Here is a 20886-nt window from a genome sequence, read left to right as displayed (position 1 = left end):
GTCTGCTCCATCGCGTACGCGCCGCGAGGCCGACCGGCGGGGATCACCCGCCGGTCGGCCGTCCCGGCTGTGCGTTCTAGGCCGGGCGGATTACGAGTTGCTGGTGGCGAAGGTCTGCAGGCCGTTCAGGACCGACGACGCGTTGTCGGACGCGGCGGTGCCCAGGGTCTGCTTGAGCTTGGCCAGCACCGTGTTCCAGTTGGTGTTGGACGGGTAGACGACGGAGTTCGGCACGTTCTTCAGGAAGCCGGCCGCGACCGGGTCCTTGGCGGAGAGCGCCGCGGAGGCCGAGGTGGTGGCGGGCAGCAGGTCGTACTCCTGGTCGAACGCGATCTGGTTCTGGTCGGAGTAGACGAAGTCCAGGAACTGCTTGACCTGGTCCGCGTGGCCGCCCTGCTTGAAGGCCACGACGTCGTCGTGGACACCCAGGGTCTGGGTGAGCGGGGCGTTCTTGCCCGGCATCGGGACCACGCCGTAGTCGGACGTGGTCAGCTTGCCGTTCTTGACGATGTCGGGGATCAGCGCGCCGGAGCCGCCGACCATGCCGACCTGGCCCGCCGAGAAGGCGTCCCACATCTGCTGGCGGTTGGTGCTGGCCGGGCCGGGCTCGGTGTCGCCGGCCTTGACCAGGGTGTTCAGGAAGTTGAAGGTCTCGACGTTGGCCGGCTGGTTGATCGCGTACTTGCCGCTGGAGTCGACGTAGCCACCGCTGTTGCCGAGCATCCACAGGTACGACTCGCCCTGGGCCTCCTCGGGGCCGAGCGGCAGGCCGTAGCCGATGTTGCCGCCGCCCAGCGCCTTGATCTTCGCGGCGTCGGCCTGGATGTCGGCCCAGGTCTGCGGCGGGTTGGCGATCTTGGCGGCCGCGAACAGCTTCTTGTTGTAGAACAGGCCGCGGGCGCTGGTGGTGAACGGGGCACCGTAGGCGGCACCGTCGGTGCCGTCCTCCTGCTTGGCGAAGACCGGGATCAGGTTGCTGATGGTGCTGGACGACATGACGTCGGTCAGCTTGTACAGCAGGCCGTCGGCCGCGAACTGCTGGGGCGCGTCGCCCTCGAGGATGTCCGGGTACTGCTTGTCCTGGATCATCGTCGCGACCTGGGCCCAGTTGGTCCACGCGATCGTCTGCACCTGCACGGTGATGTTCGGGTGGCTCTTGTGGAACGTGTCCGCGAGCCCCTGCCAGTAGGCCTGGGTGCTGTTCGAGGTACCGGCGGTGCCGTAGTCGGCGGCCAGCAGCTTGATGGTGACGTTGCCGCCCGAGGATCCCGAGCCCGAGGAAGAGGAGCTGCTGCTGCACGCGGACAGCGACATGACCCCGGCGACACCGATTGCTGTGAGGGCAAGCAAACGACGCTTCAAGAAAACCAACCGCCTTCGCGAAGTAGGAGGACGGAAGGAGGGCGGTCGGCGGAGGTGGGGGCACCGCCGGCCGGCCGAGTGGACCCTGCCCGTCCCGGTGTGACGGTCAGTCTGGCCAGCTCCCGGACAAGAGGTCTACACCATTTACCGAAAAGGCGGTTGTCGTTGCATCCTGCGCAACGACAATTCGGTCATTCGTCGAGAATCTTCGCCGATCGTCGAGAACTTTTGTCGCGCCAAGTGCCCCTCAGTGACCGTCGAAGAAGTTCCTCGGATTGTTTTCCCGAAGGATCTTGCCTAATCAGCCCCACTCCCACCTGCGCTTCTACTTGGTCTAGACCACAAAGGTCCAAACCAATGCATGTGCGCAGGTCAGCGACCGCAATCAGCCTCGACTACTCTCCGTAACTTGCTATGCCAAATCGGGTACTCTATGACATAGTGCCCGGTCCGCGCGGCCGAGTTTGGTCATGGACCAGACCAATCTGCAAACTGGACTAGACCTCTGCGGCTCGAACGAGGGAGACTGCTGCGTCGTGAAGCACGTCATCGCTCTCGATGTCGGCGGGACCGGCATGAAGGCCGCCCTGGTCGCCCCCGACGGCACGCTCCTGTACGAGGACCGCCGCCCCACCGGACGCGAACACGGCACCTCCGCCGTGGTCGCCGGAATCCTGGACTTCGCCGCCGACCTGCGCGACGAGGGCCGGAAGCGTCTCGGGGAGACCGCGCAGGCGGCCGGCGTCGTGGTGCCCGGCACCATCGACGAGGCCGAGGGCGTCGCCGTCTTCTCGGCCAACCTGGGCTGGCGCGACCTACCCATGCGCAAGCTGCTCGGCGAGCGGCTCGGCGTGCCCGTCGCGCTCGGCCACGACGTGCGCACCGGCGCACTCGCCGAGGGCCGGCTCGGCGCCGGGCGCGGGGTCTCCCGGTTCCTGTTCGTCGCGCTGGGCACCGGCATCGCCGGCGGCATCGGCATCGACGGGCGGATCGAGGCCGGCTTCCACGGCAACGGCGGCGAGATCGGCCACGTCATGGTCCGCCCGGCCGGACCCGCCTGCGGCTGCGGCGCCCGCGGCTGCCTGGAGACCATCGCCTCCGCCTCGGCCGTCGGCCGGGCCTGGGCCACCGCCTCCGGCGACCCCACCGCCACCGCCGCCGACTGCGCCCGCGCCGTCGCCACCGGCGACCCGCGGGCCGTCGGGGTGTGGACGGAGGCCCTGTCCGCGCTCGCCGACGGACTGGTCATGGCGCACACCCTGCTCGACACCGGCACCGTCATCATCGGCGGTGGCCTCGCCGAGGCCGGCGACACCCTGTTCGCACCCCTGCGGGTCGCGGTCACCGAACGTCTCTCGTTCCAGATGCCGCCCGCGCTCGTACCGGCGATGCTCAAAGACACCGCCGCATGCCTGGGCGCGGGACTCCTCGCCTGGGACCTGCTCTCACTGGAGGTGACCGCGTGAGCAACGCGGAGCGCACTGTGCTGACCGGGGCCAGGCTCGTCCTGCCCACCGGCGTCGTGGAGAACGGGAAGATCGCCGTCGAGAACGGCGTGATCACCGAGATCGCGGCGCCGGTCACCCCTCCGGACGGCGCGGCCCCCGCCCTCGACCTCACCGGCTACACCGTGGTCCCCGGCTTCGTGGACATGCACGTCCACGGCGGCGGCGGCGAGTCCTACCACTCCGGCACCGCCGAGCAGGTGATCAAGGCCGCGCACACGCACCTCCGGCACGGCACCACCACGACCATCGCCTCCACCGTCACCGGCGAGATCGACGACCTGTGCCGTCAGGCGTCGATGCTGAGCGAGCTGGTCGAGGACGGGGTGCTGGCCGGGATCCACTTCGAGGGCCCGTTCATCAGCATCAACCGCTGCGGGGCCCACGAGCCGGACTTGCTGCGCGACCCGGACCCGGCGGTGGTCCGCAAGCTGATCGACGCCTCGCGCGGCGCGGCACGGATGGTCACCCTGGCCCCCGAGCTCGAGGGCGGCATCGAGTCGATCCGGATGCTGACCGAGCGCGGCGTGATCGCCGCGATCGGCCACACCGACGCGTCCTACGACAAGACGCTGGCCGGGGTCGACGCGGGCGCGACGGTGGCCACCCACCTGTTCAACGCGATGCCGGGCCTGGCCCACCGGGCCCCCGGCCCGATCGCGGCGCTGCTGGAGGACGAACGGGTCACCGTCGAGCTGATCGGCGACGGCGTGCACCTGCACCCGGCCGTGGTCGACCTCGCCTTCCGCGGCGCGGGCGCCTCCCGGGTGGCGCTGGTGACCGACGCGATGGACGCGGCCGGCTTCGGCGACGGCGACTACATGCTCGGCCCCATGGCGGTGAAGGTCCGCGACGGCGTCGCCCGCCTCGCCGAGGGCGGCTCGATCGCGGGCTCGACGCTGACCCTGGACGTCGCGTTCAAGCGCGCGGTGACGGTCAACGGCCTGCCGCTGGACACCGTCAGCCGGATGCTCTCGTTCAACCCGGCCCGGCAGCTCGGCCTCTCCGACAAGCTGGGCTCGCTGGAGGCCGGCAAGCGCGCGGACCTGGTGGTCCTGGACGCGTCCTACGACGTCGTCGCGGTCATGCGCGAGGGCCGCTGGGCGGTCGGCGCGGAGAAGCTCAAGGACCGCGTGCCGGTGCCGAACTGACGCTCCCCGCGAAACGACTGCGGCCCGCGCCCCCTCGAAGGGGCGCGGGCCGCAGTCGTCGGCCGAGGGTCAGCTGCCCCAGGGGTTGCTGCTGTTGTCGGTGATGGTCAGCTGGTCGATGGAGACCGGCGGCTGACCGTCCACGCCCTGGATGGTGATGGTGACCTGACCGGCCGGAAGGTCCGGCTGGTTGTAGGTGTGGAACCACGTCTGGGACGGGTCCTTGCCACCGTAGTTCTTGAAGGATGTCTCGCGGCTCTTCGTGCCGTTGACCAGCAGCAGGTCCTTGGCCTCGGTGCCCGGGGCCGGGTTGTTGTAGCGGATGTGGACGTAGTACTGACCGGCCGTCGGGATGGTCACCGTCCAAGTGATGCTCTGCTGCCCGTTGGTGATCGGCACGGAACCGGCTGCGGCCTTCGCCCCGGCCGGGGTGGCGACGGCCGCGGTGTTCTTGGGGTTCATCGTGGACGCGTCCGTGATGCCCGGCAGCGCCCCCGTCTGCGAGGGCGCGGCGGACGCCGAGGAGCTGCCCGTGGCGCCCGTGCTGGCCGAGGAGGACGAGCCGGCGGCGCTGTTGTTCTTGTCGCCGCTGCCGTTGAACAGCGCCATGCCGATGCCGATCGCGACGGCGGCCACCACGGCCACCGCGCCGATCATCACGCCGCGCGAGCTGCCGCCACCGGAGCCGCCCGCGGAGCGTGCCGCGGCGCGGCCGCCGCCGGCCGGCGGCTGGGCCTGGTGCGGCACGCCGGCGTAGCCGCCGGGCTGCTGCTGACCGTAGGAGGGCTGCTGGCCGTAGGAGGGCTGCTGCTGGCCGTAGCCGGCCTGTTGCCCGTACTGGTGCCGGCCGACCTGGGTGGCCTGCTGGTACGAGGTGCGCGGCACACCGGGCATGGGCGCTGTGGGAGCCGCGCCGTCGGCGCCGTCGGCGCCGTTCTCGGCCCGGTACAGGTACGCGAACGGATCGTCGTCCTCGGGCACGCCGTTGTTCTCGGCTGTCATCGAGTGCTCACTCCCGAGTCGTGATCCGTGGATATGCGTTCATGGTCGGCTGTCGCGCCCGGAGTACCGCACAACAGGCACGCGTATCCACCGCACACTACCCCGACCGGGTGACACGACGGTAAGGACGGAGTACAGGAGCAGCCGGTTCCACTAGCGTCTGTGGAGCCTGCGCGGGCTTGCCACCGGCCGGTCAGCCGGCGCGCCGGTGGGAGCGGCCGCCGCCCGCACGGGCGCGTTTCTCGACGTACATGAGCTCGTCGGCGGTGTGCAGTACCTCGTCGATGCTCATGCCGCAACCGGCCCAGCCGATGCCTATGCTCACGCCGACCCGCAGCGTGCGGTTCTCCCAGCGGATCGGCGGGGCGATCGCCGTCCGCAGCCGGTCCGCGAGGTCCTTGGCGCGGGCGCGGTCCACGCCGTCCGCCAGGACGACGAACTCGTCGCCGCCCATCCGGGCCACCGTGTCGCCCTCGCGCACCGCGTGCTGCAGGCGCCGGGCGACCTCGATCAGCGTCGCGTCGCCCGCGGCGTGGCCGTGGCGGTCATTGATGTTCTTGAACCCGTTGAGGTCGCAGAAGAGCACCGCGAGCGCCCGGCCGCCGGGCGGCGCGCCGGCCTCGTCCGGCGGGACGGCGTGGACGTGCTCGAAGCCCGGGCCGTCGGCGACGGCGGGGTGGCCGTAGGCATGGCCCCGGCCGGCGTCGGCGCCCTGCCCGCCCGCGAGCGCTCCGGCCAGACCGCCGTGGTCGGCGAAGCCCCCGTGGTCCCCGTGGCGGCCCTCCTGCCAGCCCTGCTCGGCCCCCTCGTACAGGTCGTAGCCCTCGAACCCGCCGAAGGCGCCGAGGCCGCCGGGGCGGTGCGCGACAGCCGGGAGCGAGCCCGGGTGCTCGCACAGCCGCATCCGCAGCCGGGCCTTGAGCTCGGCCGCGTTCGGCAGACCGGTCAGCGCGTCGTGGCTGGCCCGGTGGGCGAGCTGGAGCTCGTGCCGCTTGCGGTCCTCGATGTCCTCGACGTGGGTGAGCAGGTACATCGCGCCCTCGACGGCGTCGGAGATCACCGAGTTGCGCAGGTTGACCCAGAGCCAGCCGCCGTCGCGGCGGGCCAGGCGCACCTCGGCGCGGCCGTTCTCGGTGGCGATGCCGCGCAGCCGGCCGGCGTCCTCCGGGTGCACCAGCTCCGCGAAGGAGTAGCGGTGCAGCGAGGATCTGGAGCGGCCGAGCAGCCGGCACAGCGCGTCGTTGACGCGGGTCAGCCGCCCTCGGGACTCCCCGTGCAGCTCGGTGATGGCCATGCCGCTGGGCGCGTACTCGAAGGCCTGCCGGTAGCTCTCCTCGCTGGCGCCGAGCGCCTGCTGCTCACGCTCCAGCCGGATCAGCGCACGCTGCATCTCGGCCCGCAGCCGGGCGTTGCCGATCGCGATGCCGGCCTGCTGGGAGAACATCTCCAGCGCCTCGCGCGTCCAGGGCCCCGGACGGCGTCCGTTGCGCGGGCGGTCGACGGAGAGCACGCCGAGCAGCTCCCCGCCGAAGCTGTACATCGGGGCGAGCAGCATGTCGTCCGGGTGCCAGGAGCCCTCGGGCACGAAGCGCGCCCCGCCACCGCCCCACAGGGGGATGTCGACCGGCCGGGCCCAGCCGCGCTCCTGCGGCAGGAAGACCAGGCTCCCCCACGAATCCCCGGCGTTCAGCAGCCGCGTCCAGGACTCGCGTGAGCCGATCTGCCCGAGCAGGCTGTTGATGCCCTCGTCGGACTCCCCCTCGACGCCGACCTCCCAGACGGCGGCGACCACGAGATCCCCGTCCGGCCGGACCATGTTGACCACGGCGGTGTCGAAGCCGAGACCGGTGACCGCCCCCTCGACCACGGCCTGCAACGTCCCGGCGAGGCTGCGGGCGGCGTTGAGGTCGGCGATGACGCGGTGGAGGGTCCGCAGGGTCGCGAGACGGACGTAGGGCTCCGGCTCGGTGTCCATCGCCTGCCTCCCCTCCCCTCGACCGGCCCGCGTGCAGATGGCAGATGGTCGGACTGCCAGACAAACTGAATCACAGGGTGCACACCGATCGACACTCTGGGTCAGCAAATCAGTGCCACTTGTGACTCAACTCACACGTCTGACGTGTGTAATCCTTGATCGAACCGGAGTGCACTCCGGTTCCCTCCCGCAACGTGAGCAATCAGACGCCCGTCCTAAGCCCAAGGTCCGATGCGAGCCCGGGGCGAGCGCAGATAGCGTGCCTTACGTGTACGACGCCGCAGCCACTGCCACGACCCCCGCCCCGCCGAACGCGCTGGACGGCCCTGAGGCCTCCCCGGAGGAGTTCCGGGCCGCCCTGGGCCAGCTCGCCTCCGGCGTGGTCCTGGTGACCGCCCACGACCCCGAGGAGGGCCCGCGCGGCGAGGACATCGGCATGACCGCGACGGCGTTCCTCTCCGTCTCCCTGGACCCTCCCATGGTCCTGGTCTCGGTCCGCGAGGACTCCCGGATGGAGGACGTCCTCTCCCGGGTCGACCGCTTCGCGGTCTCCGTCCTCGCCGCGGACCAGCGGACGACCGCTGCGCGCTTCGCGATGAAGGGCCGCGTCAGCGACCGCCTGCTCTTCGCGGAGGTCCCGCACACCCGCGGCACCGCGAGCGGGGCGCCCCTGGTGACCGGCGCGCTGGCCACGGTCGAGTGCCGCGCGGTGGAACGCATACCCGCCGGCGACCACGTCCTCGTCCTCGGCCACGTCCTCGAGGCCCGCGTCGGCGCCCCGACGGGCGGCCCCCTCACCTACTTCCGCGGCCAGTACCGGCACCTGGGGTAACCCCAGGGGCGCGAGGAACTGCGCGAGAAACCACTGATGCGCAGGTGGTCCTCAACGCGCAGGGCCATCCGCACGGGGTGGTTTCTCGCGCCCACGCGGCGGAGCCGCAGATCGGCAGAGCCTCGCGCCCCTGGTGGTGCAACTACCTCAGAAGTCCTTGACGGAGCCGCGGGTGCGCTTGCGCTCCGCGGTGCGGCGCTTGTTCTCCAGGCGGCGTTCGATCATGCCGCGGGAGGGCTTCGTCGCGCGGCGGGCGCGGGGCGGGGGTGCGACCGCCTCCGTCAGCAGAGCCGACATGCGGACGGCCGCCGCCTCCCGGTTGCGCCACTGCGAGCGGTGCTCGCTCGCGCGGACGACGAGGACGCCGTCGACGAGCCGGCCGGCGAGGTTGCCGAGGGCGCGCTCCCGCCACACCGCGGGCAGCGCCGCACTCGCCGCGAGGGGGTACCGCAGCTCGACCTGGCTGTCGCTGGTGTTGACGTGCTGGCCTCCCGGCCCGGAGGAGCGGGAGAAGCGCCACTGCAGCTCGGCGTCGGGCACGACGACGCCCCGGACGCTGACGGCTACAGGGTTCACGGACATGCGACCCATGATCCCGCTCACGGACCCGCCCGCGCGAGAGGTTTAATCAAGTGGTGATCGAGCTCGGCTACTCCCTCTCCCCCCGTTTCCCCGACCCGCCGCAGACGGACTACGCGTCCGCGTCCGCGCGGACGCTCCGGCACGACCTGTTCTGCGGGGACGTCTTCGTCGAGGGCGAGGGCGGACGCGACCTGTCCACCCGGTGGGGGTGGGTGCCCGTGCTGGACTTCGCCTGGGCGCTGTGCGACATCGTCGAGGAGCTCGACAAGGTGCTGCCGGGCCTGCGGATGCCCCGCGCCGAGCTGGACCTCACCGAGTCCACCGACCGGCTGCGCTTCTCCCGGCGCGGGGACTGGGTGGAGCTGCGCGCGGACTGGATCCGCGACGAGCGACCGCTGATCGTGGACCACGGCGTGCTGCGGCGCGAGGCGCGGGACTTCCTGCAGGACCTGCTGGCCGACCTGGTCGACCTGCACGAAGAGCTGGACCACAACCTCACCTTCTGGGAGCTGAGGTCCCGCTTCCCCCGGGTGGCGTGAGGCCGTCCTCGGCCGTGCTGCGACCGAGGACCACCAGGTGGGGGGTCGGCCGCGCCAACTCCCGGAAGCCGAGGCGGTCGTAGAACGCGCGGGCGGCGTGGTTGGCGGCGCCCATGCCGAGGTGGACCGCGGGTACGCCGCGCTCGCGCAGGGCGGCGAGGTAGGTGCGCATCAACTCCCGCCCCAGGCCCTGACCCTGGACCTCGGGCAGCAGGTCGATGTGCAGGTGCGCGGGGTAGGCGTCGACACCCGCGGCGAGCATCGCCTCAGGGTGGCGCAGCTCGTGGCCGCGGCCGTCGCCGTCGTCGGGGTGACGGCCCTCGACGCCGGGCAGCCACTCGGCGAGATAGCGGGCGACGAAGCGGCGGGTGTCGGCGGTGCCGAGGATGTACCCGCGCGCCCGGTCCTCCCCGTCCGTGTCGGCCACGACCCAGGCCAGCTCGGGCTCCTGGGCCAGATAGGGGCCGACGAAGATGTCGGGCAGGATGCGCGGGTCGGGGTACGACGAGCTCGCGTCCGCACCGTTGTCGCCGGTGCGGACGCAGATCTCGTACAGGTCCTCCCGGTCACCCGGGCGGTACGGGCGGATGCTCAGCGGCATCGCCCCAGGCTAGCCGAGCCGGGCCCGCGCCCACCCGGCGTCAGACCAGCTTGGTCCAGGCCGGGTCGGTGACGAGGGCCTTGAGCTGGTCGATGCTGAGCACCGGCTGCGAGCGGTCGGCCGCCACGCCCTGGCGGGGGGAGTTGAACTCCTGGGCCACCACGCGCTCCCCGTCGGGACGGATCAGGTCGACGACCCACTGGACCGCGCCGGAGCCGCCCTTCTCCGCGGCCTGCTGCCGGACGACCATCCTGCTCCCGTCCGGAAGGGTGGTCGCGCCGGCGAAGAGCTGGGAGACGATCCCGGCGTCCTCGCTCGAGTTGAAGAGCTGGACGTTGACGCCGATCAGGCCCGCCCCGGCCTTGCCGTCCCTCAGCTGCTCCTCCGCGTAACCCGACTGGCTGTCCGGGTTGTGGCCGGTGACGCCGTGCGGCAGCAGGCCGTTGAGCGTCCTGAGGATGGCGCCGCCGTCGGGGCCGAGGCCGGAGGGACGCGGCGGGATCGGCTTCGGCGCCGGGAGGGCGGCGAGCAGCGGCCGCCAGGCCGTACTGGTGGCCAGGGCCCTGAGCTGGTCGGCCGAGAGCGGCGGCGTGGCCCGGGTGACCGGGGCGCCCTTCTCCGCCGCGGCGTTCCACTCGTCCACGTCGATCTGGGAGCCGTCGGCCTTGATCAGCGTGGCGTGCCAGTCCTTGGTGCCGTAGCCGTGCGAGGGGTACTCGTAGCCCTGGTCGAGGTAGAGCCAGGCGCCACCGGGCAGCCGGTAGGTGTGGCACACGTCGTTCGGCGCGTACGCGGGGTTCGCGCAGCTGGGCAGCTGCCCGCCCGGCCGGTTGTGGGTGAGCCCGACCTCGATCGCCGACGCGCCGTGGCCGTCGTCGTAGACGAGCGAGGCCAGCGGAGCGAGCATCCTGCCGCCCGGCATGACCCACCGGCCGGTCGCGTCGGTGATCCTGCCTCCGCTCGGCAGCAGGCCCTTCAAGGTGTCGATCATCTGCTTCGCCAACTCGCCGTCACTGACGGGCTTCGCGGAGGCGGTGAGCGACATCTTCGGCTGGGCCGCCGGGCCGGCGACGTGGTGCGCGCCGGTGGTGTTCAGCAGCGAGGGCACCATCGCGCCGCCGACGGCGACGAGGGCGAGCGCCGCGGAGCCGCCGAGGACGGCGACGTTGCGCCGGCGTCGGCGCTTGCGGCCGTCCGTCACACCACCGTTGACGAGGCCGACGAGGTCACGGGGAGCGAAGTCCTCGCCGGTGTCGCGCATCGACTGCGCGAGCCGGTCTTCAAAAGGCATGTCTGCCACCAATCCGAGTGAGCGTCACGAACGGGCGAGGTCGGGCAGGGAGTCGCCGAGGATCGAACGGATCCGGCCGAGCGCCCGGGAGGTCTGGGTCCGGACGGCGCCGCTGGAGCTGCGCAGTACCCGGGCGGTCTCCTCGACGCTGCGGTCCTCCCAGAACCGCAGCACCAGCACCGCCCGGTCGCGTGGACCGAGGCGGGCCAGCGCGTCGAGCAGGGTGAGGCGCAGGGTGGCGTCGCCCTCGGGCACGACACCCTCCGGCAGCCGGCCGGTGGGCTGTTCGGTGGTGCTGCGTCTGCGCCGGTGGCTGAGGAAGACCCGCACCAGCACCGTGTGCGCGTAGGCGGCGGGGTTGTCCGCCTTGGACACGCGGCGCCAGTGGACGTACATCCGGCCGAGGGTCTCCTGGACCAGGTCCTCCGCGAGATGCGGATCGCCCGAGCTGAGCAGTGCCGCCGACCGGTACAGCGCGCCCGTCCGTGCGGTGGCGAAATCCAGGTAGTCGCTCTCGTCCGCCGCCTTCATCCGCGCCCCCGCCCTCTCGCCGTCCCCTACGACCTCTTCGACGCGTCAGGCCCCGCGGGACGTTACAGGGACACGGAAAAGCCCTCCGCCGTGTGGGGCGGAGGGCTCACCGAGCCTGTGGAGCTCAGTCGTTGGGGCGCAGCTGGGCGGCGCCGAGCAGGCTGAACGCGGTGGCCCCGTCGGTGGCCTCGCGCAGGAAGTCGGCGTGGCCGGCGTGGCGGCCGATCTCCTCGATCAGGTGCAGCATGATCCAGCGGGCGGAGCGGTGGGCGCCCTTGGGGTTCCACGGCCGGTCCGGGAGCGGGACCGTCACCTCCAGGTCCGGCAGGCCGTTCACGATCTCGGTGGTCTCGGCGGCGACCTCGTCCCAGAACTTCAGGACGCCCGCGATCTCCTCTCCGTCGAGGAGCTTGAACGAGTCGCCCCACGTCTCCATGCTGCGCTCGACCAGCGGCTCGCGACCGGCCAGGATCACCCGGGTCCAGTTGCTCTCGACCTCGGCGAGGTGCTTGACGATGCCGCCGAGGGTGAGCTCGCTGACGGTGGGACGGGCCGTCAGCTGCTCCCGGCTCAGCCCGCCGACCGCCCGGCGGACGGCGGCGCGCTGCGCCTCGACGAAGTTCAGCAGGGCTTCGCGCTCGTCGGACTCGGCGCTGACAACGGTCGGCATGGGGACCACCTCGGCTCTCTCTCGGGCTTCCGTGGTCCCCACTGTAGGAAGGATCTAGGACAGCGTCTGTCCTCTATCAGCGTGGCGGAGGCAACCTGCTCAGAAAGACCTCGAACGCCGTGGGTTCGACCCGGGTGACGCCGGTGAAGGGGAAGTCCATCTCCTTGATCAGTAGCAGGGAGACCACGACCAACGCGGTGAGCGTCAGCACCATGAGGCCGTGGGCGAGGGTGTTGGAGAGGCCGAAGAGGTAGGTGAACCCGACCGTGAGCAGGGCGCCGGCGATCAGCGCGACCCACATGATGGTCGGCACCGAGTCGTCGACCTCGGTGAGCCGCTCACGCCGCTCGGAGGCCAGCTCCTCGACGTGGGTCACGGCGTGCTCGAAGAGCACCTGCTGCCGTGCGTCGGCCGGGGTGAACCCGAGGACCTCCGAGCGCATCGCGTAGACGAGCTGCGTCGCCTGCGGACTGCTCCTGTGCTGGGACATGAGCGGCCACTCGGTGTCCTGGACCGTCCGGGCGTACTCCAGGGTGTTGTGCTCCAACTGCGATCCCAGCGGGAGGGGCAGCTCCCGCGAGATCCAGTAGACGCCGGCCAGGGCGTCGGCCTCCTTGAAGGTGGTCTGCCGCGCGGAGTCCAGGTTCTGCCACACGGCGATGACCACGAAGGCGAGCAGCACCGCGTACATCACACCCACCGCCGCGAAGATGAACCCCGCCACGTCGTTGTGGGTCTCCCGCAGCCGGTGCGGGACGAAGTGCTGCAGCAGCCAGAGCGCGATCGCGGAGACCGCGAGCGTGCCGAGCAGGATGAAGACGTCGCTCCAACTCACGTGTCGTCGCTCCGGGGCTCAGTCGCGCGGCCGGGCCACCTCGACGTTCTCCAGCACCCCGAGCGCGTCGGGGACGAGCACGGCGCAGGAGTAGTAGGCGCTGACCAGGTACTGGATCACCGCCCGCTCGTTGATGCCCATGAACCGGACGGAGAGGCTGGGCTCGTACTCGTCCGGCAGGCCCGTCTGGTGCAGGCCGACGACGCCCTGGTCGTTCTCCCCGGTGCGCATCACCAGGATCGAGCTGGTGTGTCCGCCGTTCACCGGGATCTTGTTGCACGGGAAGATCGGCACCCCGCGCCAGGACGGGATCCGGTCGCCGGCGACGTCCACCGACTCCGGGTACAGCCCGCGCCGGTTGCACTCCCGCCCGAAGGCGGCGATGGCGCGCGGGTGCGCCAGGAAGAACTTGTTGCCGCGGCGCCGGGCGAGCAGTTCGTCCATGTCGTCCGGGGTGGGCGGGCCGCCGTGGGTGTGGATGCGCTGGTCGTAGTCGGCGTTGTGCAGCAGCCCGAACTCCGGGTTGTTGATCATCTCGTACTCCTGGCGTTCGCGCAGGGCCTCGACGGTCAACTTGAGCTGCTGCTCGATCTGGTTCATCGGCTGGTTGTAGAGGTCCGCGACGCGCGTGTGCACCTGGAGCACGGTCTGCGCGACGCTCAGGTCGTACTCGCGGGGCGCGAGTTCGTAGTCGACGAAGGTGCCCGGCAGCTCCGGCTCGCCGTCGTGGCCGGCGGCGAGCTCGATGGCCGCCTGCCCGTGCGAGTCCTGCGCGGCGGCGCCGGCGGCGGTGAACGCCTCCAGGCGGGACCGCAGTTCGGGCGAGCGGCCCAGCAGGTCGGTGAAGGCCTGCCGCGGCAGGGAGAGCAGGGTGCCGGCGGTGGCCGCCTTGACGGTCCACTCCCAGAGCGCGTCACCGCCGAGCAGGGCCTCGTCACCGAAGTGGTCGCCGTTGGCGAGCACGCCCAGCACGGCGTGGCTGTCGCCGAACTTGCCGGTGCCGATCTTGTTGACCTTGCCGTGCGCGATGACCATCAGGTGGTCGACGACCTCGCCGTACTCGGCGATCACCTCACCCGGCTGGAAGTCGCGCTGCGCGAAGCGCGAGGCCAGCTCCCCGAGCAGCGCGCCGTCGTCCAGCCCGCGCAGCAGCGGCAGTTCGACGAGGCTGGGCGGCACGATCCGGGTCTCCGCCCCGGTCTGCGCAAAGCTCAGCCGCCCGCGCCCTGCGGCGTAGCTGAGCCGGCGGTTCACCCGGTAGGTGCCACCGGACACCTCCACCCACGGCAGCATGCGCAGCAGCCACCGGGAGGTGATGCCCTGCATCTGCGGCGGCGTCTTGGTGGTGGTGGCGAGGTTCTTGGCCGCGGCGGTGTTCAGCGCGGACTGCTGCGCTGCGGCGTTGTCTGACGTGGCGTCAATACCAGCGTCGACGGACATGTTCGGGGCCCTCCCCTGGGAGCGGATCGACTCTTCCAGGGTGGGGGTGGCGCGGAATCGGGGGTATTCCCCGAACGAGCGGGAATGGCATGGACATTGACGGGGTAGCCACGATCACCTGTTCGGCCCAGTGTTTTCACAGAGGGCCGGTTGCACTATCCAGGGGCGCGGGGAACTGCGCGAGCAACCACCCTGTGCGGATGACCCTGCGCGTTGAGGACCATCCGCATGTGGGTGGCTTGTCGCGCAGTTCCCCGCGCCCCTGACGAACTACAGGGCGGCGAGGAGGTGCGGCCAGGCCGGGGAGGTGGGGTCGATGACGCCGAAGTGCTCCACGTCGGGGAGTTCGATCAGGTGGACCTCGTCGCCCGACTCGCGCGCGGCGCGCGCGTACGCGCGGGACATGGTCGGGGGGACGGAGTCGTCGTCCTCGCCGTGGATGAGCGTGGTCGGCACGCCCAGTGGCAGCAGCGCCGCCGGATCGCAGTCCGCGTAGCGGGACGCGAGAGCGTCGACGCTGCCGCCCATCATCGCGCGGGCCGCGCCACCCCCCAGCTCCCACTCGTCGCTGAGGCGCAACGACGCGCAGCCCGCCAGGGCCACCGCGGCGTCGGGGTGGCCCTCGGAGCGCCACGGCGAGCCCGCCGGCAGGCGGCGCCGCGCCGCCGCCCAGAGCGCGAGGTGGCCGCCCGCGGAGTGCCCGACGTAGACCACCCGGGTCGGCCGCAGGCCCTGCGCGGCCGTCATCATCGGCAGCGCCTCCGCGCAGACCGCGACGTCGTCGAAGATCTCCGGCCAGCCCGTCGCGCGACGGTACTCGGGCACGGCGACGAGGAAGCCCTCCGCCGCCAGCGCCTCGGCCAGCGGCGCGGTGTGGTGACGGTCCCAGCGGGGACGCCAGAAGCCGCCGTGGAAGAGCACCACCATCGTCTTGCCCTCGGCGCCGGGGCCGCCCGTCCCGCGCGGGAACAGGAAGTCCACCACCTGCTCGGGGTGCCCGCCGTAGGTGTTCGTGTGGTCGGCCTGCAGGCGCAGCGCGCCCAGCGCGTCCTCGTCCAGCACTGCCCGTCCCCCTCCTAAACCGGCTCGACCGGCCGCCAGCGCAGCGGGGTCGAGAGGATCATCGTGCTCGACGGCTGGCCGTACTCGGCGAGTCGGTCGATCAGGCCCTCGAACTCCGCCATGGTGGCGACCGCCACCATCAGCACGCAACAGGCCCCGCCGGTGACCCGGTGCAGCTGCATCACCTCGGGCCAGGTCGCGACCGACGGGTCCCGCAGGACGCAGCGCGGGCCGTAGCACTGGACCTGGACGAGCGCGGTGACCACGCGTCCGGCGCGGGTGAGGTCCACCTCGGCGTGGTAGCCGGCCAGCACGCCGGCGGCCTCCAGACGCCGGACCCGCTCGGCCACCGCCGGGGCGGAGAGGTTCACCCGGCGCGAGAGCTCGTTGTAGGACAACCGGGCGTCGTCCTGCAGCTCCGCCAGCAGGCGCCGGTCCACCGCGTCCAGCACGCCTCTCACCTCATACTTTTCATTCGTTAAGCCGATCGGCTGATCGCCTTTCCCAGACTAAGCCGAGCGGCCGTCGGACAGCTCGTCGCCCATTCTGTGAACGGCACGCGCGCAGCAGAATGAATGGTGCCAAACCGCGCCTGGAGGACACCCATGCCTGCGACGCCCGCCCCCACCCTCGGCGACACCACCGCCGCGACCGACGAGACCACACCCAAGGTCGACTTCGCCGCCGCGACCACGCCGTACGCCGCCTACGCCGGGATCGACACCCTGCACGCCCTGCTGAACCCGCTCAGCAAGGAACCGGCCGAGACCACCTTCATCGTCGCCACCCAGGTGATGGAGCTGCTGTTCGGTCTGGTCCGGCACGAGTGGACCCTCGCGCAGCAGGCGCTGCGCGACAACGACCTGCCGACGGCCGTCGCCGCGCTGCGGCGCGGGCTCCACGCGCAGGACGTGCTGGTCAACTCCTGGGACCTGCTCGCGTCGATGACCCCGGTGGAGTTCAACTCCTTCCGGCCGGTCCTCGGCGAGGCCAGCGGCTTCCAGTCGTACATGTTCCTGCACCTCGAGTTCATGATCGGCAACAAGCACGAGCGCCTGCTGCGCCTGTACGCGGGCAACCCCGACGTGCACGCCGAGCTCCGGCGCACGCTGGAGGCCCCGAGCCTGTACGACGACGCGGTCGCGTACGTGGAGCGGTGCGGGGTGGACGTCTCCTCCCCCGTCGCCGCCTGGCTCTCGGTCTACAACGACCCCGAGCAGCGCGACCTGTGCGAGCTCGCGGAGCTGCTGATGGACGTCGCCGAGCGCGTCACCCGCTGGCGCCAGCGCCACCTGGCCTCGGTCAAGCGGTGCATGGGCGCCAAGCCCGGCACCGGTGGCTCCAGCGGCCTGAGCTGGCTGCGGCACGCGGCCGAGCAGGACGTCTTCCCGGACCTGTGGGCCGTGCGGGACGCCCTGTGATCACTCGTGAAGAGGCGCTCGCCCTCGATGCCGCCGACCCGCTGCGCGGGTTCCGGGAGCGGTTCACGCTCCCCAAGGACGTGCTCTACCTCGACGGCAACTCCCTCGGCGCGCTCCCGGCCCACACGCCGGAACGCCTGCGGCGCATGGTCGAGGAGGAGTGGGGCCAGGGCCTGATCCGCAGCTGGAACGAGGCCGGCTGGTACGACCTCCCGCGCGGCCTCGGCAACCGCCTCGCCCCGCTGGTCGGCGCCGCACCGGACCAGGTCGTCGTCTGCGACTCCACCTCGGTGAACCTGTTCAAGGTCCTCAGCGCGGCCCTGCGGCTGCGACCCGGACGGTCGACCGTCGTCAGCGAGCTGGGCAGCTTCCCGACCGACCTCTACATGACCGAGGGCCTCTCGCCCGCCCGCCGACTGCTGATCGGCCGCGACGGCGCGTCGCTCGCGGAGCTGCTCGACGAGGACACCGCGGTGGTGCTCCTCTCCCACGTCGACTACCGCACCGGCCGGCTTCAGGACATGGCGGCCGTCACTGAGCAGGTCCACGCGGCCGGCGCGCTGATGGTCTGGGACCTGTGCCACTCCGTCGGCGCGCTCCCGGTCGAACTGGACGCCTGCGAGGCGGACTTCGCGGTCGGCTGCGGCTACAAGTACCTCAACGGCGGCCCCGGCGCGCCCGCGTTCCTCTACGCGGCGCAGCGCCACCACGCCGCGGCGCGGCAGCCGCTGAGCGGCTGGTTCGGCCACGCGGAGCCGTTCGCGATGGCGCCGGACTACCGTCCGGCGGACGGGATCGGCCGCTTCCTGACCGGCACCCCGCCGCTGCTGAGCCTCGCCGGCCTGGACGCGGCGCTGGACGTCTGGGCCGAGGTGGACCTCGCCCTGGTCCGTGCGAAGAGCCTCAGCCTCACCTCGTTCTTCCTGCGGCTGACGGACGCGCTGGGCCTGGAGACGGTCACCCCGCGCGGCGAGGCGGAGCGCGGCAGCCAGATCTCGTTGCGTCACCCGTCGGCGTACGCGGTGGTGCAGGCGCTGATCGCGCGCGGCGTGATCGGGGACTTCCGCGAGCCGGACATCATGCGCTTCGGCTTCACCCCGCTGTACGTCTCCCACGCGGACGTGTGGGACGCGGCGGAGGCACTGCGGCAGGTGCTGGCGACCGGCGAGTGGGCGGAAGCACGCTTCGCCGAGCGCGGCGCGGTCACGTAGACACGACGCCCGGTTGCACCCTCCAGGGGCGCGAGGCTCTGCTGATGTGCGGCTCCGCCGCGTGGGCGCGAGCAACCCGAACCAGGCGGATGGCCCTGTCCGCTCGGGATCTCACTGCCATGAGTGGGTTACTCGCGCAGTTCCTCGCGCCCCTGGGGTCAGTAGCGTCATCGTGAGACGCCACTGTCGATTCCCCGCGCCCGCTGTCACAATGCGGGCATGCACACCCGTACCTCCCGTTCCAGCCTCGGGCTGACCCTCGCGCTGGTCAGCGCGTTCTCCTTCGGCGGTTCCGGCGTCGCCGCGAAACCGCTGATCGAGGCGGGGCTCACCCCCCTGCAGGTGGTCTGGGTACGGATGGCCGGTGCCGCGCTGGTGCTGCTGCCGGTGACGGTGCGCCACCGCGCCCTGCTGCGCCGGCACCCCTGGCTGCTGCTGGGCTTCGGACTGCTCGGGGTCTCCCTGGTGCAGGTGTCGTACTTCTTCGCGATCTCCCGCATCCCCGTCGCGATCGCCATGCTGCTGGAGTACCTGGGCCCGTCGCTGCTCCTGGGCTACGTGCGCTTCGTGCAGCGCAGGCCGGTCACCCGGGCGGCGGCACTCGGCGCGCTGACCGCGACGCTCGGGCTCGCGCTCGTCGTGGAGGTGTGGACCGGCCTCGGCGGGCTCGACCCGCTCGGCGTGCTCTGCGGTCTCGGCGCGGCCGTCTCGCAGGTCGGCTACTTCGTGATCTCCGAGAAGGCGGGCCGCGCCGCCGGCTCCGCGGACCCCGAGGCGCGGATCGACCCGGTCGCGCTCAGCGGCTTCGGCCTGCTGATCGGGGCGGTGTTGGTGGCCCCGCTGGCGCAGCCGTGGTCCCTGCCCTGGCACGTGCTGGGCGGCGAGGCCACCATGGGCTCGCACCGCGTCCCGGCGTTCGTGCTCGCGCTGTGGATGGTGCTGGTCTCCACCGTGGTCGCCTACCTCGCCGGGGTCGCCTCCGTCAGTCGGCTCTCCGCGCCGGTCGCCTCCGTGGTCGCCTTCCTGGAGGCGGTCGTGGCCACCGTGCTGTCCTGGTTCCTGCTCGGCGAACACCTGGCGACGCCCCAGTTGCTGGGCGGCGCACTGGTACTGGTGGGTGCGTTCGTCGCGCAGACCAGCCGTCCGGTGCAGGGCTCCGCCGAGGTCGCCGTGAACGGCGAGATCGCGCAGGTCAGCGAGACCGCGTCGCGCTGACGTCCGGGCCGGCGTCCGGGCCGGCGTCCGGGCCGGCGCCCGGTGGGGCTCCCGCTGATGGACGGTTCGACGTGCGGGACCGGGCGGGTGCGCGCATCGTGGTCCCATGAGCGCACTGCAGATGACGAACAGCAACTCCGCGAGCTTCCAGCCCAACGGGCGCATGCTCGCTCTCGGCGCCACACTGACCGGTGTCGGTGCGATCGTGATCGCGGCCGGAGCCGCCACCGTCGGCCTCTCCCTCGCCGTGGCGGGACGCCGCTGGGTCCAGACCTGGGAGACCCCGCCCACCGAACTGGCTCAGCGCACCCTGAACCAGGCCCGGGTGGCCTCGCAGGCCGGCCTGGACGCCTGGCGCGGTGCCGCGCCCTCGGTGAACTGACGTCACCCGGATCCCAGCCCTGCGGCCCGCCGCAGGGCTGGGTTCTCCTGTGCGCGAACTGCTTGCGCGGCCCGGTGCAACGACGTAATCATGATTACAACGACACCGCGATCCGGAGCCACGCAAGAGGAGCATCCTCGTGAGCGAGCAGAAGCGCACGCCGTCCGTCCTGGAGTGGGCCGGCGGTCCGCAGGCACTCGAGCGGCTCACCACCGCCTTCTACGATCACGTCCTCAAGGACCCCCTGCTCGCACCAGTCTTCGCCGGCATGGACAGCGAGCACCCGCAGCACGTCGCACTCTGGTTGGCCGAGGTCTTCGGGGGGCCGGACGCGCCCCGGCACTACACCGAGGAGCGCGGCGGACACCCGCACATGGCCCGGCAGCACCTGGGTCGCGGCATCACCGAGGAACAGCGCCGACGCTGGGTCGCGCTGCTGCTGGACGCCGCGGACGAGGTCGGCCTGCCGACGGACCCGGAGTTCCGCGCGGTGTTCGTCTACTACATCGAGTGGGGCAGCCGGATGGCGCTGGTCTACTCGGGCGAGAACCCGCCGCCGATCGACGCCGCGGACGTGCCGCGCTGGTCCTGGAACCAGACCCCGCCCTGGATCCCCTCCTCCTGAGCCGCTACTGCTTCGCCACGGAGATCAGGTAGGTCGCGTACTCGTCCAGGGCCTGCGCCGCGGCCGCGTCGTCGCGGTCGATGAGCCAGGTGAGGGTGAGGCCGTCGAGGACGGCGAGGCCGTAGCGGGCGAGGGTCGGCAGCGGGACCGTCCACTCGAAGCCCGCGAGGCCGGCCATCGTGGCGAGGGACTCGCCGTTCACGGCCAGGTAGCGGGCGTACTGGTGGCGCGCCACCTCCGCCAGGCCGGGCTGACGCAGTGCGTACTGGGTGAGCTCGTAGGTGAGCAGGTGCTCCTCGGGGGTCGCCTCGATCCGGGCCCAGTAGGCGCGCAGCGTGGAGCGGATGACCTCCGCGACCGGGGCGCCCTCGACACCCGCCGCGACAGCGGGCGCCAGTGCGCCCTGCATGATGCGCTCGACGACGCTGTGGAGCAGCTCCTCCTTGGAGCGGAAGCAGTAGTGGAACGCCCCGAGCGGCAGGCCCGCCTCCGCGACGATCGCGCGGGTCGTCGCCTTGGCGACACCGTCGCGGATCATCACCTTCAGCGCCGCCTCGATCAGCTCCTCGCGGCGCTCGTCGGCGGATCGGCGGACCATCGGGACTCCAGGTGCGAGCAGTAGGGGACGTTCGGGGCACGCTACCCCAGCGAGAT

At 71.8% G+C, this 20886-nt stretch carries 22 protein-coding genes; 9 read left to right on the top strand and 13 right to left on the bottom strand.

Annotated features, from left to right (window positions below):
• Nucleotides 1-90: 90 nt before the first annotated feature.
• Nucleotides 91-1314: an extracellular solute-binding protein gene (locus BMY61_RS00175; protein ID WP_042453576.1), complete on the bottom strand. Its 1224-nt coding sequence runs from the start codon at nt 1312-1314 to the stop codon at nt 91-93.
• 584 nt (nt 1315-1898) lie between these two features.
• On the opposite strand from BMY61_RS00175, the gene BMY61_RS00170 reads away from it, so the two are divergent.
• Both BMY61_RS00170 and nagA read left to right on the top strand, forming a co-directional pair.
• Nucleotides 1899-2828, top strand: coding sequence for an ROK family protein (locus tag BMY61_RS00170; RefSeq protein ID WP_042453574.1), 930 nt, complete (start codon nt 1899-1901; stop codon nt 2826-2828).
• Entirely contained in the window at nt 2771-4018 is a 1248-nt protein-coding gene (nagA, locus tag BMY61_RS00165; protein WP_082015326.1) for an N-acetylglucosamine-6-phosphate deacetylase, read from the top strand. Before BMY61_RS00170 ends, nagA begins: the two co-directional genes overlap by 58 nt.
• 69 nt (nt 4019-4087) lie before the next feature.
• Here the strand turns inward: nagA and BMY61_RS00160 are convergent, their stop codons facing one another.
• Nucleotides 4088-5020, bottom strand: a complete 933-nt coding sequence (locus BMY61_RS00160) for a carbohydrate-binding protein (RefSeq protein WP_052439068.1) — start codon at nt 5018-5020, stop codon at nt 4088-4090.
• 193 nt (nt 5021-5213) lie between these two features.
• Nucleotides 5214-6995, bottom strand: a complete 1782-nt coding sequence (locus BMY61_RS00155; protein ID WP_042453568.1) for a sensor domain-containing diguanylate cyclase — start codon at nt 6993-6995, stop codon at nt 5214-5216.
• A 259-nt stretch (nt 6996-7254) separates the two neighbouring features.
• Between BMY61_RS00155 and BMY61_RS47305 the strand changes: the two genes are divergently transcribed.
• On the top strand, nt 7255-7827 hold the full coding sequence (locus tag BMY61_RS47305) for a flavin reductase family protein (protein WP_042453567.1): 573 nt from the start codon (nt 7255-7257) through the stop codon (nt 7825-7827).
• A 147-nt stretch (nt 7828-7974) separates the two neighbouring features.
• Here BMY61_RS47305 and arfB read toward each other — a convergent pair whose 3' ends face one another.
• Nucleotides 7975-8409, bottom strand: coding sequence for an alternative ribosome rescue aminoacyl-tRNA hydrolase ArfB (arfB, locus tag BMY61_RS00145; protein ID WP_143094109.1), 435 nt, complete (start codon nt 8407-8409; stop codon nt 7975-7977).
• A gap of 53 nt (nt 8410-8462) precedes the next feature.
• Between arfB and BMY61_RS00140 the strand changes: the two genes are divergently transcribed.
• Nucleotides 8463-8948 (top strand): hypothetical protein, encoded by a 486-nt coding sequence (locus BMY61_RS00140; protein ID WP_042453690.1) that lies wholly within the window; start codon nt 8463-8465, stop codon nt 8946-8948.
• Here the strand turns inward: BMY61_RS00140 and BMY61_RS00135 are convergent.
• The 8 genes from BMY61_RS00135 to BMY61_RS00100 form a co-directional block, all read right to left on the bottom strand.
• On the bottom strand, nt 8905-9549 hold the full coding sequence (locus BMY61_RS00135) for a GNAT family N-acetyltransferase (RefSeq protein ID WP_042453565.1): 645 nt from the start codon (nt 9547-9549) through the stop codon (nt 8905-8907). The genes BMY61_RS00140 and BMY61_RS00135 overlap by 44 nt on opposite strands.
• Before the next feature lie 40 nt (nt 9550-9589).
• A complete protein-coding gene (locus BMY61_RS00130) occupies nt 9590-10840 on the bottom strand; it encodes a hypothetical protein (protein ID WP_042453563.1) in 1251 nt (416 codons plus the stop codon).
• 24 nt (nt 10841-10864) lie between these two features.
• Nucleotides 10865-11371, bottom strand: coding sequence for a SigE family RNA polymerase sigma factor (locus tag BMY61_RS00125; RefSeq protein WP_042453561.1), 507 nt, complete (start codon nt 11369-11371; stop codon nt 10865-10867).
• 124 nt (nt 11372-11495) lie between these two features.
• The gene (locus BMY61_RS00120) at nt 11496-12041 is read right to left on the bottom strand and encodes a DinB family protein (RefSeq protein WP_042453559.1); all 546 of its coding nucleotides are present in this window, start codon (nt 12039-12041) and stop codon (nt 11496-11498) included.
• Nucleotides 12042-12117: 76 nt separating this feature from the next.
• Complete coding sequence (locus BMY61_RS00115) at nt 12118-12876, bottom strand: bestrophin-like domain (RefSeq protein WP_042453556.1); 759 nt, start codon at nt 12874-12876, stop codon at nt 12118-12120.
• Between the two features lie 18 nt (nt 12877-12894).
• Entirely contained in the window at nt 12895-14316 is a 1422-nt protein-coding gene (locus BMY61_RS00110; RefSeq protein WP_042453554.1) for a family 2B encapsulin nanocompartment shell protein, read from the bottom strand.
• A gap of 270 nt (nt 14317-14586) precedes the next feature.
• Entirely contained in the window at nt 14587-15378 is a 792-nt protein-coding gene (locus BMY61_RS00105; protein WP_042453552.1) for an alpha/beta hydrolase, read from the bottom strand.
• Between the two features lie 14 nt (nt 15379-15392).
• Entirely contained in the window at nt 15393-15830 is a 438-nt protein-coding gene (locus BMY61_RS00100) for an Lrp/AsnC family transcriptional regulator (protein ID WP_042453550.1), read from the bottom strand.
• 153 nt (nt 15831-15983) lie between these two features.
• Here BMY61_RS00100 and BMY61_RS47300 point away from each other — a divergent pair, with 153 nt between their 5' ends.
• The 5 genes from BMY61_RS47300 to BMY61_RS00075 all read left to right on the top strand — a co-directional run bounded on the left by BMY61_RS47300 (nt 15984) and on the right by BMY61_RS00075 (nt 20232).
• Nucleotides 15984-16799 carry a tryptophan 2,3-dioxygenase gene (locus tag BMY61_RS47300; RefSeq protein ID WP_042453548.1) on the top strand — a complete coding sequence of 272 codons (816 nt, stop codon included), beginning with the start codon at nt 15984-15986 and terminating at the stop codon, nt 16797-16799.
• The gene (gene kynU, locus BMY61_RS47295) at nt 16799-18010 is read left to right on the top strand and encodes a kynureninase (RefSeq protein ID WP_439646592.1); all 1212 of its coding nucleotides are present in this window, start codon (nt 16799-16801) and stop codon (nt 18008-18010) included. Before BMY61_RS47300 ends, kynU begins: the two co-directional genes overlap by 1 nt.
• 219 nt (nt 18011-18229) lie before the next feature.
• Nucleotides 18230-19225: an EamA family transporter gene (locus tag BMY61_RS00085; protein WP_042453545.1), complete on the top strand. Its 996-nt coding sequence runs from the start codon at nt 18230-18232 to the stop codon at nt 19223-19225.
• 106 nt (nt 19226-19331) lie between these two features.
• The gene (locus tag BMY61_RS00080; protein ID WP_042453543.1) at nt 19332-19607 is read left to right on the top strand and encodes a hypothetical protein; all 276 of its coding nucleotides are present in this window, start codon (nt 19332-19334) and stop codon (nt 19605-19607) included.
• A gap of 139 nt (nt 19608-19746) precedes the next feature.
• Nucleotides 19747-20232 carry a group II truncated hemoglobin gene (locus tag BMY61_RS00075; protein ID WP_174514537.1) on the top strand — a complete coding sequence of 162 codons (486 nt, stop codon included), beginning with the start codon at nt 19747-19749 and terminating at the stop codon, nt 20230-20232.
• A gap of 4 nt (nt 20233-20236) precedes the next feature.
• Here BMY61_RS00075 and BMY61_RS00070 read toward each other — a convergent pair whose 3' ends face one another.
• The gene (locus tag BMY61_RS00070) at nt 20237-20830 is read right to left on the bottom strand and encodes a TetR/AcrR family transcriptional regulator (protein WP_042453540.1); all 594 of its coding nucleotides are present in this window, start codon (nt 20828-20830) and stop codon (nt 20237-20239) included.
• Between the last annotated feature and the right edge of the window lie 56 nt (nt 20831-20886).

The organism is Streptacidiphilus jiangxiensis (assembly GCF_900109465.1).
Lineage (GTDB): Bacteria > Actinomycetota > Actinomycetes > Streptomycetales > Streptomycetaceae > Streptacidiphilus > Streptacidiphilus jiangxiensis.
This window is presented reverse-complemented; position numbering and strand designations above follow the sequence as displayed.

Bases quoted from the DNA above. Each gene is read 5' to 3' on its own strand.
- BMY61_RS00175 (WP_042453576.1), bottom strand. From the start codon at position 1,314: ATGTCGCTGTCCGCGTGCAGCAGCAGCTCCTCTTCCTCGGGCTCGGGA.
- nagA (WP_082015326.1), top strand. From the start codon at position 2,771: ATGCCTGGGCGCGGGACTCCTCGCCTGGGACCTGCTCTCACTGGAGGT.
- BMY61_RS00160 (WP_052439068.1), bottom strand. From the start codon at position 5,020: ATGACAGCCGAGAACAACGGCGTGCCCGAGGACGACGATCCGTTCGCG.
- BMY61_RS00155 (WP_042453568.1), bottom strand. From the start codon at position 6,995: ATGGACACCGAGCCGGAGCCCTACGTCCGTCTCGCGACCCTGCGGACC.
- arfB (WP_143094109.1), bottom strand. From the start codon at position 8,409: ATGTCCGTGAACCCTGTAGCCGTCAGCGTCCGGGGCGTCGTCGTGCCC.
- BMY61_RS00135 (WP_042453565.1), bottom strand. From the start codon at position 9,549: ATGCCGCTGAGCATCCGCCCGTACCGCCCGGGTGACCGGGAGGACCTG.
- BMY61_RS00130 (WP_042453563.1), bottom strand. From the start codon at position 10,840: ATGCCTTTTGAAGACCGGCTCGCGCAGTCGATGCGCGACACCGGCGAG.
- BMY61_RS00125 (WP_042453561.1), bottom strand. From the start codon at position 11,371: ATGAAGGCGGCGGACGAGAGCGACTACCTGGATTTCGCCACCGCACGG.
- BMY61_RS00120 (WP_042453559.1), bottom strand. From the start codon at position 12,041: ATGCCGACCGTTGTCAGCGCCGAGTCCGACGAGCGCGAAGCCCTGCTG.
- BMY61_RS00110 (WP_042453554.1), bottom strand. From the start codon at position 14,316: ATGTCCGTCGACGCTGGTATTGACGCCACGTCAGACAACGCCGCAGCG.
- BMY61_RS47300 (WP_042453548.1), top strand. From the start codon at position 15,984: ATGCCTGCGACGCCCGCCCCCACCCTCGGCGACACCACCGCCGCGACC.
- BMY61_RS00085 (WP_042453545.1), top strand. From the start codon at position 18,230: ATGCACACCCGTACCTCCCGTTCCAGCCTCGGGCTGACCCTCGCGCTG.
- BMY61_RS00080 (WP_042453543.1), top strand. From the start codon at position 19,332: ATGAGCGCACTGCAGATGACGAACAGCAACTCCGCGAGCTTCCAGCCC.
- BMY61_RS00070 (WP_042453540.1), bottom strand. From the start codon at position 20,830: ATGGTCCGCCGATCCGCCGACGAGCGCCGCGAGGAGCTGATCGAGGCG.